The sequence below is a fragment of the Thermotoga sp. Cell2 genome (assembly GCF_000789375.1).
Classification (GTDB): domain Bacteria; phylum Thermotogota; class Thermotogae; order Thermotogales; family Thermotogaceae; genus Thermotoga; species Thermotoga petrophila.
Map to the genome: position 1 here is coordinate 39,889 of NZ_CP003409.1, position 14,774 is coordinate 54,662.

Consider the following 14,774-nt stretch of genomic DNA (forward strand, 5'->3'; position numbering starts at 1 on the left):
TCTGAAACATTTGACACGAAGATGTAGTAAGGTAATACTAAATCCAAAAGATGACATCAGAAAATTTTATCACGGGAGGTGGAGAGGATGGACTGGAAAAAATACGGTTACAACACAAGGGCTCTTCACGCAGGTTATGAACCACCCGAGCAGACCACAGGATCGAGAGCGGTCCCTATATATCAAACGACCTCTTACGTTTTCAGAAATTCTGATCACGCAGCGAGACTCTTTGCCCTTGAAGAGCCTGGGTTCATCTACACAAGGATTGGAAATCCTACCGTTTCGGTCCTTGAAGAAAGAATAGCCGCTCTGGAAGAAGGGGTGGGAGCCTTAGCAGTTGCCAGTGGACAAGCCGCTATAACTTATGCCATTTTGAACATTGCAGGTCCAGGAGATGAGATCGTCAGCGGGAGCGCGCTGTACGGGGGAACGTACAATCTGTTCAAGCACACTCTCTATAAAAAATCTGGTATCATCGTGAAGTTTGTGGATGAGACGGATCCAAAGAACATAGAAGAGGCCATCACCGAGAAAACAAAGGCGGTGTACCTTGAAACTATCGGGAATCCCGGTCTCACAGTGCCGGACTTTGAAGCGATAGCGGAGATCGCTCACAGACACGGTGTTCCTTTGATAGTGGACAATACGGTAGCTCCGTACATATTCAGGCCCTTCGAACACGGTGCCGACATCGTTGTTTATTCGGCCACGAAATTCATCGGAGGACACGGAACATCGATAGGCGGTCTCATCGTAGACAGCGGAAAATTCGACTGGACGAACGGAAAGTTTCCAGAACTCGTGGAACCAGATCCCAGCTACCACGGTGTGAGTTATGTGGAGACGTTCAAAGAAGCAGCCTACATAGCAAAATGTAGAACCCAGCTTTTGAGGGACCTGGGAAGCTGTATGAGCCCGTTCAACGCGTTTCTGTTCATCCTCGGACTTGAAACCCTCAGCTTGAGGATGAAGAAACACTGTGAAAACGCACTGAAGATCGTTGAATTTCTGAAATCGCATCCCGCCGTGAGCTGGGTCAACTATCCGATAGCCGAAGGCAATAAAACCAGAGAAAACGCACTGAAATACCTCAAAGAAGGATACGGTGCGATTGTAACGTTCGGTGTGAAAGGCAGAAAAGAGGCGGGAAAGAAGTTCATAGACAGTCTCACACTCATTTCCCACCTCGCCAACATTGGTGATGCAAGAACTCTGGCTATTCATCCCGCTTCGACAACCCATCAGCAGCTCACGGAAGAAGAGCAGTTGAAAACGGGTGTTACTCCGGATATGATAAGATTGTCTGTTGGAATAGAAGATGTGGAAGATATCATAGCCGATCTGGATCAGGCTCTCAGAAAATCTCAGGAGGGATGAAAAGTTGCCAATAAACGTTCCAAGCGGTCTTCCTGCTGTGAAAGTCTTGGCAAAAGAGGGCATTTTCGTTATGACGGAAAAGAGGGCGATCCACCAGGACATCCGCCCTCTTGAAATTCTCATTCTGAACCTGATGCCAGACAAAATAAAAACGGAGATTCAACTTCTCAGACTCCTTGGAAACACTCCTCTTCAGGTGAATGTGACCTTACTCTACACCGAAACTCACAAACCGAAACACACTCCCATTGAACACATTCTAAAGTTCTACACAACTTTTTCCGCTGTTAAAGATAGAAAATTCGATGGATTCATCATCACGGGCGCTCCCGTGGAACTCCTTCCGTTCGAAGAAGTGGATTACTGGGAAGAACTCACAGAAATCATGGAATGGAGCCGCCACAACGTGTACTCAACCATGTTCATCTGCTGGGCGGCTCAGGCGGGACTGTACTATTTCTACGGAATACCGAAGTACGAACTTCCACAGAAGCTCTCAGGCGTTTACAAGCACAGAGTCGCAAAAGATTCGGTCCTCTTCAGGGGACACGACGACTTCTTCTGGGCGCCGCACTCGCGGTACACCGAAGTGAAGAAGGAAGACATAGACAAAGTACCAGAGCTCGAGATCCTCGCAGAGTCGGACGAAGCTGGTGTTTACGTGGTTGCAAACAAAAGCGAAAGACAGATATTCGTCACAGGACATCCCGAGTACGACAGATACACACTGCGAGACGAATATTATCGAGATATAGGTCGAAATCTGAAGGTGCCGATTCCTGCTAATTACTTTCCAAACGACGATCCCACAAAAACTCCCATTCTCACCTGGTGGAGTCACGCTCACCTCTTCTTTAGCAACTGGTTGAATTACTGTATCTACCAGAAAACACCTTACAGACTGGAAGACATCCACTGAAGAACCCCTTTCGGGGTTCTTCTTTTTCCATGTTAGAATAATAGTTGTGATTCTGAACACAGAAGGAGTGGGAAAATTGTCGATTTTATCAGCCCTGGCAAATTTCTTCGCCCAAACAGCGTTCCCACATCTCACATTTGGAAACATAGCCATGTTCGCAGTGGCCATTGCCCTGCTCTACGTAGCCATAGTGAAACACTCGGAACCGCTTCTTTTGATTCCCATAGCCTTCGGAATCATTCTTGCGAACATACCCGTTGAAACTACAGGAATACTGAACGAAGGTGGTTTTCTCTTCTATATAAAGAAGGGCCTTGACCTGGGAATCTATCCTCCTCTCATCTTCCTCGGAATAGGCGCCCTCACAGATTTTTCCTTCATGCTCTCGTACCCGATCACCATCTTTCTCGGTGCGGCTGCACAGATGGGAATATTTTTCACCTTCTTTGTGGCAAAGATCCTTGGATTTTCTCTGAAACAGGCGGCTTCCATCTCCATCATAGGCGGAGCAGATGGACCAACCGCCATTTACATAACGAACACACTATCTCCAGAATTGATCGCCCCAATAGCCATATCTGCTTATTCCTACATCGCTCTCATTCCCATCCTCCAACCCGTCGTTTCCAGAATTTTGGTCAGCAAAGAAGAACGAAAAATCAGGATGAAACCACCCAGAAAAGTCAGCAGATTCGAGAGACTTTCATTCCCGATAGTGATAACAATAGCAACCGCTCTTCTGATTCCAAAATCACTCCCTCTGGTTGGATCTCTCATGTTTGGAAACCTCCTCAGAGAAGCGGGGATTGTGAAAAGACTCGTTGAAGCCGCCAGCAGGTACATACTCGACACGGTGACGATCCTTCTCATGCTGTCAGTTGGTGCTTCTGCAAGAGCCGATGCTTTCTTGACCCCCCAGAGTCTGATGATATTCTTTCTCGGAGCAGTCGCTTTCATTGTGTCAATGAGTTCTGGGATTCTGTTTGCGAAATTCATGAACCTGTTTTTGAAGGACAAAATAAACCCGCTCATAGGAGCGGCTGGCGTTTCTGCTGTACCGGATTCTGCCAGAGTTGCACAGAAACTCGCTCAGGAAGAAGATCCAAGGAATCACATACTCATGCACGCAATGGGACCCAACGTGGCGGGGGTCATAGGCTCAGCCACTGTGGCAGGAGTATTTTTGATGTTTCTCAGCTGAGAGGGAAGAATATGGGTTACAAAATCGTGGTGAATTACGACTGGTGTAAAGCGTGTAAACTGTGCGCGTGGATCTGTCCGACTGGAGCTATAACGAGTGATGAAACAGGAAAGCCCGTGACGAACGAGGGCAAATGTATCGGATGCTTAAAATGTGAGAAAATATGTCCGGATATGGCCATAGAAATTGTGAGTGATGAGAATGCCTGAGATGATGTTTCTTCAGGGGAACGAAGCGTGTGCTCTGGGCGCGATAAAAGCAGGATGCAGGTTTTTCGCAGGCTATCCGATCACTCCCTCCACAGAGATAGCGGAGGTGATGGCAAGAGAACTGCCAAAAGTGGGGGGAGTTTTCGTTCAAATGGAAGACGAAATAGCCAGTGCTGCGGCTGTTGTTGGAGCGTCCCTCGCCGGAGTGAAATCGATGACCGCCACAAGTGGACCCGGATTCAGCCTCATGCAGGAGGTTATAGGCTACGCGATCATGACGGAAACACCGTGTGTCTTTGTCAACGTCATGAGACTCGGCCCTTCCACTGGACTTCCAACGAAACCCGCGCAGGGAGACATCATGCAGACAAGATGGGGAACACACGGAGACCACGCCATAATCGCTCTCTATCCATCATCTGTCGCGGAAGTTTATCGTTATATAATCACTGCGTTCAACTTAGCTGAAGAATACAGGACCCCCGTTGTGTTTCTCATGGACGCGACACTTGGTCACATGAGGGAAAGTTTCTATCCACTGAAAGATGAGGAACTGTTCATCATAGAGAGACTGAAAGACACTTCTTTTGGAGAAGAAGATCTTTTCGTACCCTTTTCTGAAAGTGAGTACGCAGAACCCACACCATTCCCCATGGCTGAGATGGGAAAAACGAGGTTTCATGTCTCCGGTCTCGTCCATGACGAATCGGGTTTCCCTCTAACTTCTCCTGATGTGGCAGAAAAATTGATAAGAAGGCTTACGAACAAAATCAGACTCCATGCGGATGAAATAGCTTTCTACGAGGAGTACGAGACGGAAGACGCAGAAATTCTGGTGGTGGCCTATGGAATAGTCGCAAGAAGCGCTATGAAAGCAGTGAAGATCGCAAGACGCGACAGAATCAAGGTGGGATTGTTCAAGCCCATCACAATCTGGCCGGCTCCCGTATCACGTTTCAGAAAATTGGCAGAAAAAGTGAACACCATAGTGATAGCCGAGATGAATCTGGGGCAGTACGCGAAAGAACTCATAAGTTCCATAGACAGAAGATCGAAAGTCATAAGAACTATAAACAAAGTGAACGGAGAACTCATAAAACCTGAAGAGATTCTGGATGTTATAACCGAAACTCAAATAGAGATTTAACATAAAGGAGTAGAATTGAATCTTGGTGGATCAAAAAACCAAGGAGGTGGAAACTGTGTACGTGGAAATCGTGGATGTAAGAGCAAGAGAGGTCCTGGATTCGAGAGGAAATCCCACCGTTGAAGCGGAAGTCGTGCTTGAAGACGGAACAATGGGAAGAGCCATCGTGCCCTCTGGTGCCTCCACTGGAAAATTCGAAGCCCTGGAAATCAGAGACAAAGACAAGAAGAGATACCTCGGGAAGGGTGTTCTGAAGGCCGTAGAGAACGTGAACGAAACCATAGCTCCCGCGCTGATTGGAATGAACGCATTCGACCAGCCACTCGTTGACAAGACACTGATAGAACTGGATGGCACAGAGAACAAATCTAAACTGGGTGCCAACGCTATACTCGCCGTTTCTATGGCAGTTGCCAGAGCGGCGGCGAATTACCTCGGATTGCCCCTCTACAAATACCTTGGAGGAGTCAACGCAAAGGTTCTGCCAGTACCTTTGATGAACGTGATCAACGGTGGACAGCACGCAGACAACAATCTTGACCTTCAGGAATTCATGATCGTTCCCGCCGGATTTGACAGCTTCAGAGAAGCTTTGAGGGCAGGAGCGGAAATATTCCACACGTTGAAAAAGATACTCCACGAAGCCGGTCACGTGACAGCAGTAGGAGACGAGGGTGGATTCGCACCCAATCTGTCTTCCAACGAAGAAGCCATAAAGGTTCTGATTGAAGCCATAGAGAAAGCTGGCTACAAGCCCGGAGAAGAAGTCTTCATAGCTCTTGATTGCGCAGCATCTTCCTTCTACGATGAGGAAAAGGGAGTTTACTACGTCGATGGTGAAGAAAAATCCAGCGAAGTTCTCATGGGATACTACGAAGAACTGGTGGCGAAGTACCCCATCATATCCATCGAAGATCCGTTCGCGGAGGAAGACTGGGATGCATTTGTGGAATTCACAAAGAGAGTAGGAAACAAGGTTCAGATCGTTGGAGATGACCTTTACGTGACCAACGTGAAAAGACTTTCCAAAGGAATAGAACTCAAAGCGACCAACTCCATACTCATCAAACTCAATCAGATAGGCACCGTCACGGAAACTCTCGACGCGGTGGAGATGGCACAGAAGAACAACATGACAGCCATCATTTCCCACAGATCCGGAGAGAGTGAAGACACGTTCATCGCAGACCTTGCCGTGGCAACGAACGCTGGTTTCATCAAGACAGGTTCCCTCTCCAGGAGCGAAAGGATAGCCAAGTACAACCAGCTTTTGAGAATCGAGGAAGAACTCGGAAAAGTGGCAGAATTCAGAGGTTTGAAATCTTTCTACTCTATAAAGAGATAACACCGAAGGCCCACCTTGGTGGGCCTTCATTTTGTTGAGGTGATTTCAGATTGGAAAGGCATGAAGAGATAAAAAAAGGAGCATGGATTGGAATACTTGGAAACACCGTGCTTGCTGTCTTGAAGATTTTGGTGGGACTTCTCACGGGAAGCTATGCGATACTCGCAGACGGAATAGACACGTCCACCGACATATTCACATCTTTTGTCATACTCCTCTCATCCAGAATTTCAGGAAAACCACCCGACGAGACGCATCCATACGGCCATGAAAGGGCAGAAACGATCGCCTCAAAGATAATCTCCTTCGTTATGTTTTACGCAGGAGCCTCTCTTCTTGTTGAATCAGTCAAAAGGCTCGTGAAACAGGAGTTTTCCCTGGAACTCACTCTGACAGCCTTTATTGTTGTTGGGATTTCCGTTGCAGGCAAAACTTTTCTTTTTTTATACAAACTGTCTCTTGGGAAACGTTTGAAAAGTTCGGCTACAATCAGTGATGCACTGAACATGAGAAACGACATAATGATCTCAGGAACTGTTCTGGCCGGCATGGTTGCGATGAAAACCTTCGGATGGTGGTGGCTGGACAGTCTGCTCGCGATTTTCGTTTCCATTATGATCCTGAGAACCTCATTTTCCGTATTCTACGAAGCGGCTTACGAACTCATGGATGGCATGAAAAGAACCGAGTTAGACATGTACGATGATATATTTGCCGTCCTCGAACGTTTTCCAAACGTGCATAATCCCCACAGGGTGAGAATAAGGAAGGTGGGAACAAGGCACTTCATAGAAATGGATATCGAAGTAGATGGAAAGATGTCTGTGAAAGATGCGCACGAATTGACCGTGAAAATAAGGAAAGAAATGTTGAAAAGAAGAGACGATATAGAAGACGTAACCATACACGTTGAGCCACTTGGGAACGTGGAAGAAGAAGGATTTGGCCTGAAGAAAGGAGAGAAAAAATGAGATTGATGGACATCCTTGAAATACTCTACTACAAAAAAGGAAAAGAATTTGGTATTCTCGAGAAGAAAATGAAAGAGATTTTCAACGAAACGGGTGTGAGCCTCGAGCCGGTGAATTCTGAACTGATTGGAAGAATTTTTCTCAAGATCAGCGTCCTGGAAGAAGGAGAAGAAGTACCAAGTTTCGCCATAAAAGCTCTCACACCGAAAGAAAACGCTGTCGATCTCCCGCTCGGAGACTGGACAGACTTGAAAAACGTCTTTGTTGAGGAAATCGACTACCTCGATTCTTATGGTGGCATGAGAATACTATCAGAGAAGAACTGGTACAAAATTTACGTTCCATATTCTTCAGTGAAGAAGAAAAACAGGAACGAGTTAGTGGAAGAGTTCATGAAGTACTTTTTTGAATCGAAAGGATGGAATCCTGGAGAGTACACGTTTTCTGTCCAAGAAATAGACAATCTGTTCTGAGGTGAGAGGATGAACGTTCTGGCACTCGACACTTCCCAGAGAATAAGAATTGGGTTGAGAAAAGGAGAAGATCTTTTTGAAATTTCCTACACAGGTGAGAAAAAACACGCAGAGATTCTTCCTGTTGTTGTGAAGAAGCTGCTGGACGAACTAGATTTCAAAGTGATGGATCTTGATGTCGTGGGAGTTGGTATTGGTCCTGGAGGATTGACAGGTCTCAGGGTGGGAATCGCCACTGTGATAGGACTTGTGTCTCCATACGATATACCTGTGGCTCCTCTGAACTCCTTCGAAATGGCTGCAAAAAGTTGTCCAGTCAGCGGTGTTGTACTCGTGGTCAGAAGAGCGAGGAAAGGTTACCACTACTGTGCGGTTTATCTGAAAGACGAAAATCTCAATCTGCTGAAAGAGCCGAGTGTGGTCTCTGACGAAGAACTGAAAGAGATCACAAAAGAGTTTTCTCCAAAAATAGTCCTGAAGGACGACATTCTCATCTCACCTGCTGTGCTGGTTGAAGAGAGCGAGAGGCTTTTCAAAGAGAAAAAGACCATCCACTACTACGAAATCGAACCTTTGTATCTTCAGAAATCCATAGCGGAATTGAACTGGGAAAAAAAGAAAAGGGGCTAACGCCCCTTACTGAACCTTCTCGAGTTCTCTGGCAACTTCGAGGATCAATTTTTCACCGTTGTAATCCACTCTCACCGTCTGACCTTCCTGCACTTCACCTGCTATGATCATCCTTGCGAGTGGTGTTTCTATTTCCCTTTCTATCAGCCGCCTCAGCGGTCTTGCACCGAACGTTGGATCGTATCCTTCTTCTGCGAGGTATTCTTTCGCCGATTCGGTGATCGTGAGTTTTATGTTCTTGTCCTTCAACCGCGCTTCGAGTCTTCTAATCATTATTTCCACGATCTGTTTCATGTGTTCTTTTGTAAGCGGTTTGAAGACAACAACGTGGTCTATCCTGTTTATGAACTCGGGTCTGAAGTAGTGTTTCAGCTCTTCTCTGACTCTTTCTTCAATCTCATCGAAGCTCTTTCCTTCTTTAACGTAGTTCAGTATCAGATCGCTTGCTATGTTACTCGTCATGATGATGATCGTGTTCTTGAAATCCACAACGTTTCCTTTGCTGTCTGTGAGTCTTCCGTCGTCCATTATCTGAAGCAGTACGTTGAACACATCCGGATGCGCCTTTTCAATCTCATCAAGCAGTACGACACTGTACGGTCTTCTTCTTACGGCTTCGGTCAGCTGACCTCCTTCCTCGTAACCGACGTATCCCGGAGGTGCTCCTATCAGCTTGGAGACAGCGTGCTTTTCCATGTATTCGGTCATGTCGATTCGTATCAGTGCGTTTTCGCTTCCAAAGAGCACTTCAGCGAGTGTCTTTGCGAGCTCAGTCTTACCAACACCCGTTGGTCCAAGGAAGAGGAAGGTACCAACTGGCCTGTTAGGATCTTTTATTCCAGCCCTTGCCTTCCTGATGGCATCGGCCACTACCTTGACCGCTTCCTCCTGGTCCACGAGTCTCTGGTGGATTATCTCTTCGAGCTTCAGAAGCTTTTCCTTTTCAGACTCAACGATTCTGGAAACTGGTACACCAGACCAGGATTCAACCACTTCTGCTATTTTCTCCGCTGTGACAACCGGTTTCCCACTCTTCAAAGCTTCGTACTCGTTCCTGAGTTTGAAGAGTTCTTTCTTGAGATCGGCCGCTTCTTTGTACTGAGATCTTATAGTGAGCTCGTCGATTTTTGCTTCAAGCTCTTTTATTTTTTCTTCGAGCTCGCGAAGCTTCGTTTCATCCTTTTCCTGTTTTGTAGCGCTGAGTCTCACTCTTGCTGCCGCTTCATCCAACAGGTCAATCGCCTTGTCCGGCAAGAATCTGTCTGTTATGTACCTCGCTGAGAGCTTGGCAGCTGCCTCTATCGCTTCGTCTTCTATCTTCACTTTGTGGTGCTCCTCGTAGACTTTCTTCAACCCTTTCAAGATCTCTATGGTCTCCTCCACACTCGGTTCTCTCACCATCACCGGCTGGAATCTTCTCGCGAGCGCTTTGTCTTTTTCTATGTGTTTTCTGTACTCATCCAGCGTGGTCGCACCTATGACGCGTATTTCACCGCGAGCAAGGGCCGGCTTCAACATGTTGGCAGCGTCCATCGCTCCCTCGGCTGCGCCAGCACCAACCAGGGTGTGTATTTCATCGATGAAGAGAATCGTTTTTTCTTTCTGTTTCATCACTTCATCGAGGAACGATTTCAGCCTTTCTTCAAACTCTCCCCTGTACTTGGTTCCCGCTATCATCCTTCCGAGATCCACCATCAGTATGCGCACATCTTTTAGAGGATCAGGGACTTTCCCCTCAACGATTCTCTGTGTGAGACCTTCCACAATAGCGGTTTTTCCAACACCTGGATCACCGATTAGAATTGGGTTGTTCTTGGTTTTTCTCATGAGAATTTCAATCACGCGCTCGATTTCTTTGTCCCTTCCTATGATAGGGCCTACTTTCCCCTCTTTTGCCAATTTTGTGAGATCGGTTGCAAAAGCCGTGAGCGGTGACTGTTCGGTCGCGTACTCTTCTTCGTGCTCCCTAATCTTCTGAAGCACTTTTTCGTAGTCAACGCCGTACTTTTTCAGGACACGGGCAGCGTGCGTGGAACCGTCTCTCAACAGTCCTAGAAGGAAGTGAAGAGGACCTACATCCCTCTGCTTGAAGAGTCTGGCTTCCTTTCTCGCCAGCTCCAGGATGTAAGAAAGCTCTTTCGATACATAGACCTGATCGGAGAATCCGTAGTATATCCCGTACTGGGAATCGATGTAGTCCTCCAGCTCAGTAATCACTTCTTCCACGTTTACATTGAGATCTTTCAGTACCTTCGTGGCCTCGTTTTCATCGTAAAGAATCTGAAGGAGAATGTGTTCTGGTCTGAGCAGGTTCTGATTTCTTTCTTTGATATCCTCCACACTCCTTTCGAAAATATCCTTCATCTTGTCGTTCAGGTTTCTCATAATTCTCACCTCCAGTTCATTATGTTAGCACTCAAATATTACGTTTGATAAAACAAAAAGTAAATATTTATTGAAACAACAGAATATCTTCTTTTCCAGCTCAATTAGTACACACTTGTATATAAAAAATGAATCAACCAAAAATCCCTTCAATTCTGCATTTTAAGAGGACTGTCGTTTGTTTACCGTTTTTTTGATTTTTACGGAAGAATACGTTATAATGTTTCCACACGAGGATCAGAAGGCGTGATAAGATGCGGAAATATTCGCAGCGACATATTCCTGTAATGGTTAGAGAAGTTATCGAGTTTCTGAAACCGGAGGATGAGAAAATCATCCTCGATTGCACGGTAGGTGAAGGAGGACACTCCAAGGCGATTTTAGAACACTGTCCGGGATGCAGAATCATAGGAATAGACGTTGATTCAGAAGTTTTGCGGATCGCAGAAGAGAAATTGAAAGAATTTTCAGATCGTGCGAGTTTGTTCAAAATCTCCTACAGAGAAGCAGATTTTCTTCTTAAAACTTTAGGAGTAGAAAAAGTAGATGGGATATTAATGGATCTTGGGGTTTCTACTTATCAGCTCAAAGGAGAGAATCGGGGATTCACGTTCGAGAGAGAAGAACCACTGGATATGCGTATGGATCTGGAAAGCGAAGTAACGGCTCAAAAAGTATTGAATGAGTTACCGGAAGAGGAGTTAGCGAGGATAATTTTTGAGTACGGTGAAGAGAAGAAATTCGCAAGGAGAATCGCTCGGAAAATCGTTGAAAATCGTCCGCTCAACACTACTCTTGACCTCGTTAAAGCCGTGAGAGAAGCGCTTCCATCTTACGAAATCAGACGTCGCAAGAGGCATTTTGCAACAAAGACGTTCCAGGCTATAAGAATCTATGTCAACAGAGAACTTGAAAATCTGAAGGAATTTCTGAGAAAAGCGGAGGATCTTCTGAACCCGGGTGGTAGAATAGTGGTCATCTCCTTTCATTCTCTGGAGGATAGGATCGTCAAAGAAACGTTCAGAAATTCCAAAAAGTTACGAATATTGACGGAAAAACCGGTTCGTCCTTCAGAAGAAGAGATAAGAGAGAATCCAAGAGCCAGGAGCGGACGTTTGCGTGCAGCGGAGCGGATAGAGAAAGGAGGAGATTGATCTGCCAGCGAAGGTAAACCAGAGGACGAGAGTACTCGTTCTTTCGCATCAACTTATTTTCACCATTGTGCTCGTTGCTGTGTTATTGTTCGTGGGGGTAACCGCCTTAAGAGTGGGAGTTCTGGCCTTCTACCTCACGCAAAACAATAAAAAACTCGAAATCGAGATCAAAGAACTGGAGAGAACTTATCAGGCACTCGAAGAAGAGTTCTACCACATCTCATCCTATTTCGATCTCCTGAATCCCTCGGAGTGAGAGTGATAGATGGAAAAAAGGTTGTGGCTGTTGCTCGCAATCTTTGCGTTATTTTTGATGGTCTCCTTAGTGAATTTGTTCTTCTTTCCTTTAACAGAAAGAACAAACTGGTTCATTTCTATCCCTCCCCAGAGAGGAAGTATTTTGGACATCAAGGGAAGGAAATTAGTTTACGATTTGCCGAAATACGCCGCTTATCTCGATGTCGACTTTTTTAAAAGACAAAATGGGGATATAAAAGCACTCGAGAAGACCCTGCAAAACTGCGGTATCACAGAGTCATTGGAAGAAGTGATGAAGTACAAGTTTTTCAAACTCACAGAGGAAGAAGATAGAGTTGACGTGTTGAAGAAGATAGAATCAGAGTTGCTGCCCTTTGTCAACATAGAACTGGTATACACCAGAAAAAAATTCAGGATTACACAGCAGGAGTTCTGCTTGGAACGGTGATAGATGGAACGGGAAAGGGAGGAATAGAGGGTTTTTTGACGATCAGTTACGAGGGAAAAGAAATGGTTTTTTAGAACTTCGCTACAGAGGAGCCCGCCTCTCTCCTACCCTTGTGAATTACTCCCCACCTGAAAACGGAAAAGATGTATGGCTGTCACTGGATCTTGACCTTCAAAGGCGCGTCTACGACATCATCTCGAAAGCCGTGGAAGGACACTCTGCGGAAGCGGGTCATGTGATTGTGATGGAATCAAAAACCGGCAGGATACTCTCAATGGTGACCACTAGAAACTGGAACGATTTGATCGGCGGATACATAGAGCCAGGTTCGACGATAAAACCCCTGGTGTACGCGATCGCTCTCGAGACACATTCTGCTTCTCCAGATTTCACCGTTGAGTGCGAAGGTTCAATAAAACCAGTAGAGCAACTCCCTGTGATCATAAGAGATATAGAAAAGCACGGTCTGGTGGATTTCTCCATGGGAATCGTAAAATCGTGCAATGTGATGAGTGTTAAGGTAGGAGAGCTTATCACAGAGAAAATCGGTGTTGAAGGATTCTATGAGTGGCTTCAGAAGGTAGGTTTTGGGGAAAAAACCGGTATCGAAATGGAAGGGGAAATCGCTGGTGTTCTGAGAGAAGCGAAAAAATGGTCCCTCATAGATCCGGCTGAGATCTCGATTGGCCAGGGTATCGGTGTCACTCCTGTACAACTGATTGCGTCTCTCAACATCTTTGCGAACGATGGATACTGGGTGAAACCTACCATTTTGAAAGACTCTCCAGTGGAAAAAAGGAAGGTCTTTTCAAAAGAAACAGCGGACATGATAAGACAGGCGATGGTCCGGGTCGTGGAAGAAGGAACAGGGAAATTCGCTCAGGTGAAGGGAATGACGATTGCTGGTAAAACGGGAACCGCGCAGAAGGCGGTCGGTGGAGAATACAGGAATCTCTATCACTCACTTTTTGTGGGTTTTTTCCCCGCTGAAGATCCGAAGTACACGATACTGGTTCATCTGGACAGTCCTTCAGAGGCTTTCTACGGAGGAGAGGTCGCCGCTCCAGTGTTCAGAGAGATCGTAGAGGTTCTCACGGAGAAAGAAGACGGAAGAATAAGGGTTGTAGAAGGTTTGATGCCGGATCTAACAGGACTTCCAATTAGAGACGCTTTGCTCGTTCTGGAATCCCTCGGAGTGAAGGACGTGGAGATAAAAGGAAAAGGGTGGAAGGTGTCTGAACAAACACCCCCACCCAATCATCCTCTTGAAGGACCTGTGATTCTGTTTTTGAGCGATCAGAAGTAATGTTTTGCGGCGTGTTCAACAGCAATGGCCCCGTCTGCAACAGCTGTGACTATCTGTCTCAAATTCTTCTTTCTCACATCACCGACCGCGTAGATCCCTTTCACGGAAGTTTCCATGTTTTCATCCGTTATGATGTAACCGTAGGGATCCAGTTCCACCAGACCTTCAAGCAGTTTCGAGTTTGGATCGAGTCCTATGAAGATGAACACTCCATCTGCTTTCAGCACTTTCGTTTCTCCCGTTTTCACGTTCTCTATAACAACTTCTTCAACCTTGTCTTTTCCTCTGATCTCCTTCACGGTGGAGTTATAAATGACGTCTATCTTTGGATTGCTCAAGACCCTTTCCTGAAGAACTTTCGCAGCCGTGAGCGTTTCAAGAAGCTGGATCATGGTGATCTTGTTCACTATGTTGGCAAGGAAAATCGATTCGTCGCACGCGCTGTCTCCTCCGCCCACTACGATTATGTCCTTTCCCGCGAAGAGATATCCGTCGCAGGTTGCGCAGTACGACACGCCTTTTCCAAAGAACTCCCTCTCACCGGGTACGTTCAACCTCTTCGGATTCGCACCGGTTGCAACGATCACTACGGGAGCCTCTATTCTTTTACCATCATCGAGTTCAACTACTTTTTTGTCTCCCAGGACTTCCAGCTTAACGACTTCGGCGTTGTATATGTCTGCACCGAATTTTTCAGCGTGTTCTTTGAATTTCGAAGCGAGTTCTTCTCCGGAGATGGCCGGGAAACCCGGGTAATTCTCAACCAGATGAGTAAGGTTCACGTATCCTCCTTCGATCGCCTTTTCAACGACCAGAACAGAAAGTCCTGCTCTCCTGGCGTAAATAGCAGATGTGAGACCCGCAGGTCCTCCACCCACAACGACTATGTCGTATTTGTCCTTTATCTCCTTCTTTTTTATGGATCCAGTATCAAAGAAAACCATTTCT

At 46.2% G+C, this 14,774-nt stretch carries 15 protein-coding genes; 13 read left to right on the plus strand and 2 right to left on the minus strand.

Going from position 1 to position 14,774, the window contains the following annotated elements; all coding sequences use genetic code 11:
* Positions 1 to 87 precede the first annotated feature (87 nt).
* The 9 genes from CELL2_RS00225 to tsaB all read left to right on the plus strand — a co-directional run bounded on the left by CELL2_RS00225 (position 88) and on the right by tsaB (position 8,275).
* Entirely contained in the window at positions 88 to 1,380 is a 1,293-nt protein-coding gene (locus CELL2_RS00225) for an O-acetyl-L-homoserine sulfhydrylase (RefSeq protein WP_038034037.1), read from the plus strand.
* 4 nt (positions 1,381 to 1,384) lie between these two features.
* Positions 1,385 to 2,299, plus strand: a complete 915-nt coding sequence (metA, locus tag CELL2_RS00230; RefSeq protein ID WP_004080711.1) for a homoserine O-succinyltransferase — start codon at positions 1,385 to 1,387, stop codon at positions 2,297 to 2,299.
* A gap of 76 nt (positions 2,300 to 2,375) precedes the next feature.
* On the plus strand, positions 2,376 to 3,500 hold the full coding sequence (locus tag CELL2_RS00235) for a sodium ion-translocating decarboxylase subunit beta (RefSeq protein WP_081980425.1): 1,125 nt from the start codon (positions 2,376 to 2,378) through the stop codon (positions 3,498 to 3,500).
* A gap of 11 nt (positions 3,501 to 3,511) precedes the next feature.
* The gene (locus tag CELL2_RS00240) at positions 3,512 to 3,709 is read left to right on the plus strand and encodes an ATP-binding protein (RefSeq protein WP_012310284.1); all 198 of its coding nucleotides are present in this window, start codon (positions 3,512 to 3,514) and stop codon (positions 3,707 to 3,709) included.
* Positions 3,702 to 4,856, plus strand: coding sequence for a 2-oxoacid:acceptor oxidoreductase subunit alpha (locus CELL2_RS00245; RefSeq protein WP_038034035.1), 1,155 nt, complete (start codon positions 3,702 to 3,704; stop codon positions 4,854 to 4,856). Before CELL2_RS00240 ends, CELL2_RS00245 begins: the two co-directional genes overlap by 8 nt.
* Before the next feature lie 55 nt (positions 4,857 to 4,911).
* On the plus strand, positions 4,912 to 6,201 hold the full coding sequence (gene eno, locus CELL2_RS00250) for a phosphopyruvate hydratase (RefSeq protein ID WP_004080719.1): 1,290 nt from the start codon (positions 4,912 to 4,914) through the stop codon (positions 6,199 to 6,201).
* Positions 6,202 to 6,251: 50 nt separating this feature from the next.
* A complete protein-coding gene (locus CELL2_RS00255; protein ID WP_011942754.1) occupies positions 6,252 to 7,172 on the plus strand; it encodes a cation diffusion facilitator family transporter in 921 nt (306 codons plus the stop codon).
* A complete protein-coding gene (locus CELL2_RS00260; protein ID WP_011942755.1) occupies positions 7,169 to 7,645 on the plus strand; it encodes a DUF3855 domain-containing protein in 477 nt (158 codons plus the stop codon). The genes CELL2_RS00255 and CELL2_RS00260 overlap by 4 nt, the downstream gene beginning before the upstream one ends.
* Before the next feature lie 9 nt (positions 7,646 to 7,654).
* On the plus strand, positions 7,655 to 8,275 hold the full coding sequence (tsaB, locus tag CELL2_RS00265; RefSeq protein ID WP_011942756.1) for a tRNA (adenosine(37)-N6)-threonylcarbamoyltransferase complex dimerization subunit type 1 TsaB: 621 nt from the start codon (positions 7,655 to 7,657) through the stop codon (positions 8,273 to 8,275).
* A 6-nt stretch (positions 8,276 to 8,281) separates the two neighbouring features.
* On the opposite strand, the gene CELL2_RS00270 is transcribed toward tsaB, so the two are convergent.
* Positions 8,282 to 10,660 (minus strand): ATP-dependent Clp protease ATP-binding subunit, encoded by a 2,379-nt coding sequence (locus tag CELL2_RS00270; protein WP_011942757.1) that lies wholly within the window; start codon positions 10,658 to 10,660, stop codon positions 8,282 to 8,284.
* A 254-nt stretch (positions 10,661 to 10,914) separates the two neighbouring features.
* On the opposite strand from CELL2_RS00270, the gene rsmH reads away from it, so the two are divergent.
* The 4 genes from rsmH (at position 10,915) to CELL2_RS00285 (ending at position 13,826) form a co-directional block, all read left to right on the plus strand.
* Positions 10,915 to 11,814 (plus strand): 16S rRNA (cytosine(1402)-N(4))-methyltransferase RsmH, encoded by a 900-nt coding sequence (gene rsmH / locus CELL2_RS00275; RefSeq protein WP_011942758.1) that lies wholly within the window; start codon positions 10,915 to 10,917, stop codon positions 11,812 to 11,814.
* Positions 11,815 to 11,926: 112 nt separating this feature from the next.
* The gene (locus CELL2_RS00280) at positions 11,927 to 12,070 is read left to right on the plus strand and encodes a hypothetical protein (RefSeq protein ID WP_128080871.1); all 144 of its coding nucleotides are present in this window, start codon (positions 11,927 to 11,929) and stop codon (positions 12,068 to 12,070) included.
* 144 nt (positions 12,071 to 12,214) lie between these two features.
* Positions 12,215 to 12,520, plus strand: a complete 306-nt coding sequence (locus CELL2_RS09400) for a hypothetical protein (protein ID WP_241208665.1) — start codon at positions 12,215 to 12,217, stop codon at positions 12,518 to 12,520.
* A gap of 112 nt (positions 12,521 to 12,632) precedes the next feature.
* The gene (locus CELL2_RS00285) at positions 12,633 to 13,826 is read left to right on the plus strand and encodes a penicillin-binding protein (RefSeq protein WP_241208666.1); all 1,194 of its coding nucleotides are present in this window, start codon (positions 12,633 to 12,635) and stop codon (positions 13,824 to 13,826) included.
* On the opposite strand, the gene trxB is transcribed toward CELL2_RS00285, so the two are convergent.
* The gene (gene trxB / locus CELL2_RS00290; RefSeq protein ID WP_012895791.1) at positions 13,817 to 14,770 is read right to left on the minus strand and encodes a thioredoxin-disulfide reductase; all 954 of its coding nucleotides are present in this window, start codon (positions 14,768 to 14,770) and stop codon (positions 13,817 to 13,819) included. The genes CELL2_RS00285 and trxB overlap by 10 nt on opposite strands.
* Between the last annotated feature and the right edge of the window lie 4 nt (positions 14,771 to 14,774).

Excerpts from the sequence above, each read along its gene's own strand:
- CELL2_RS00225 (WP_038034037.1), top strand. The coding sequence starts at position 88 with ATGGACTGGAAAAAATACGGTTACAACACAAGGGCTCTTCACGCAGGT.
- tsaB (WP_011942756.1), top strand. The coding sequence starts at position 7,655 with ATGAACGTTCTGGCACTCGACACTTCCCAGAGAATAAGAATTGGGTTG.
- CELL2_RS00270 (WP_011942757.1), bottom strand. The coding sequence starts at position 10,660 with ATGAGAAACCTGAACGACAAGATGAAGGATATTTTCGAAAGGAGTGTG.
- CELL2_RS00260 (WP_011942755.1), top strand. The coding sequence starts at position 7,169 with ATGAGATTGATGGACATCCTTGAAATACTCTACTACAAAAAAGGAAAA.
- trxB (WP_012895791.1), bottom strand. The coding sequence starts at position 14,770 with ATGGTTTTCTTTGATACTGGATCCATAAAAAAGAAGGAGATAAAGGAC.
- rsmH (WP_011942758.1), top strand. The coding sequence starts at position 10,915 with ATGCGGAAATATTCGCAGCGACATATTCCTGTAATGGTTAGAGAAGTT.
- CELL2_RS00245 (WP_038034035.1), top strand. The coding sequence starts at position 3,702 with ATGCCTGAGATGATGTTTCTTCAGGGGAACGAAGCGTGTGCTCTGGGC.
- CELL2_RS00240 (WP_012310284.1), top strand. The coding sequence starts at position 3,512 with ATGGGTTACAAAATCGTGGTGAATTACGACTGGTGTAAAGCGTGTAAA.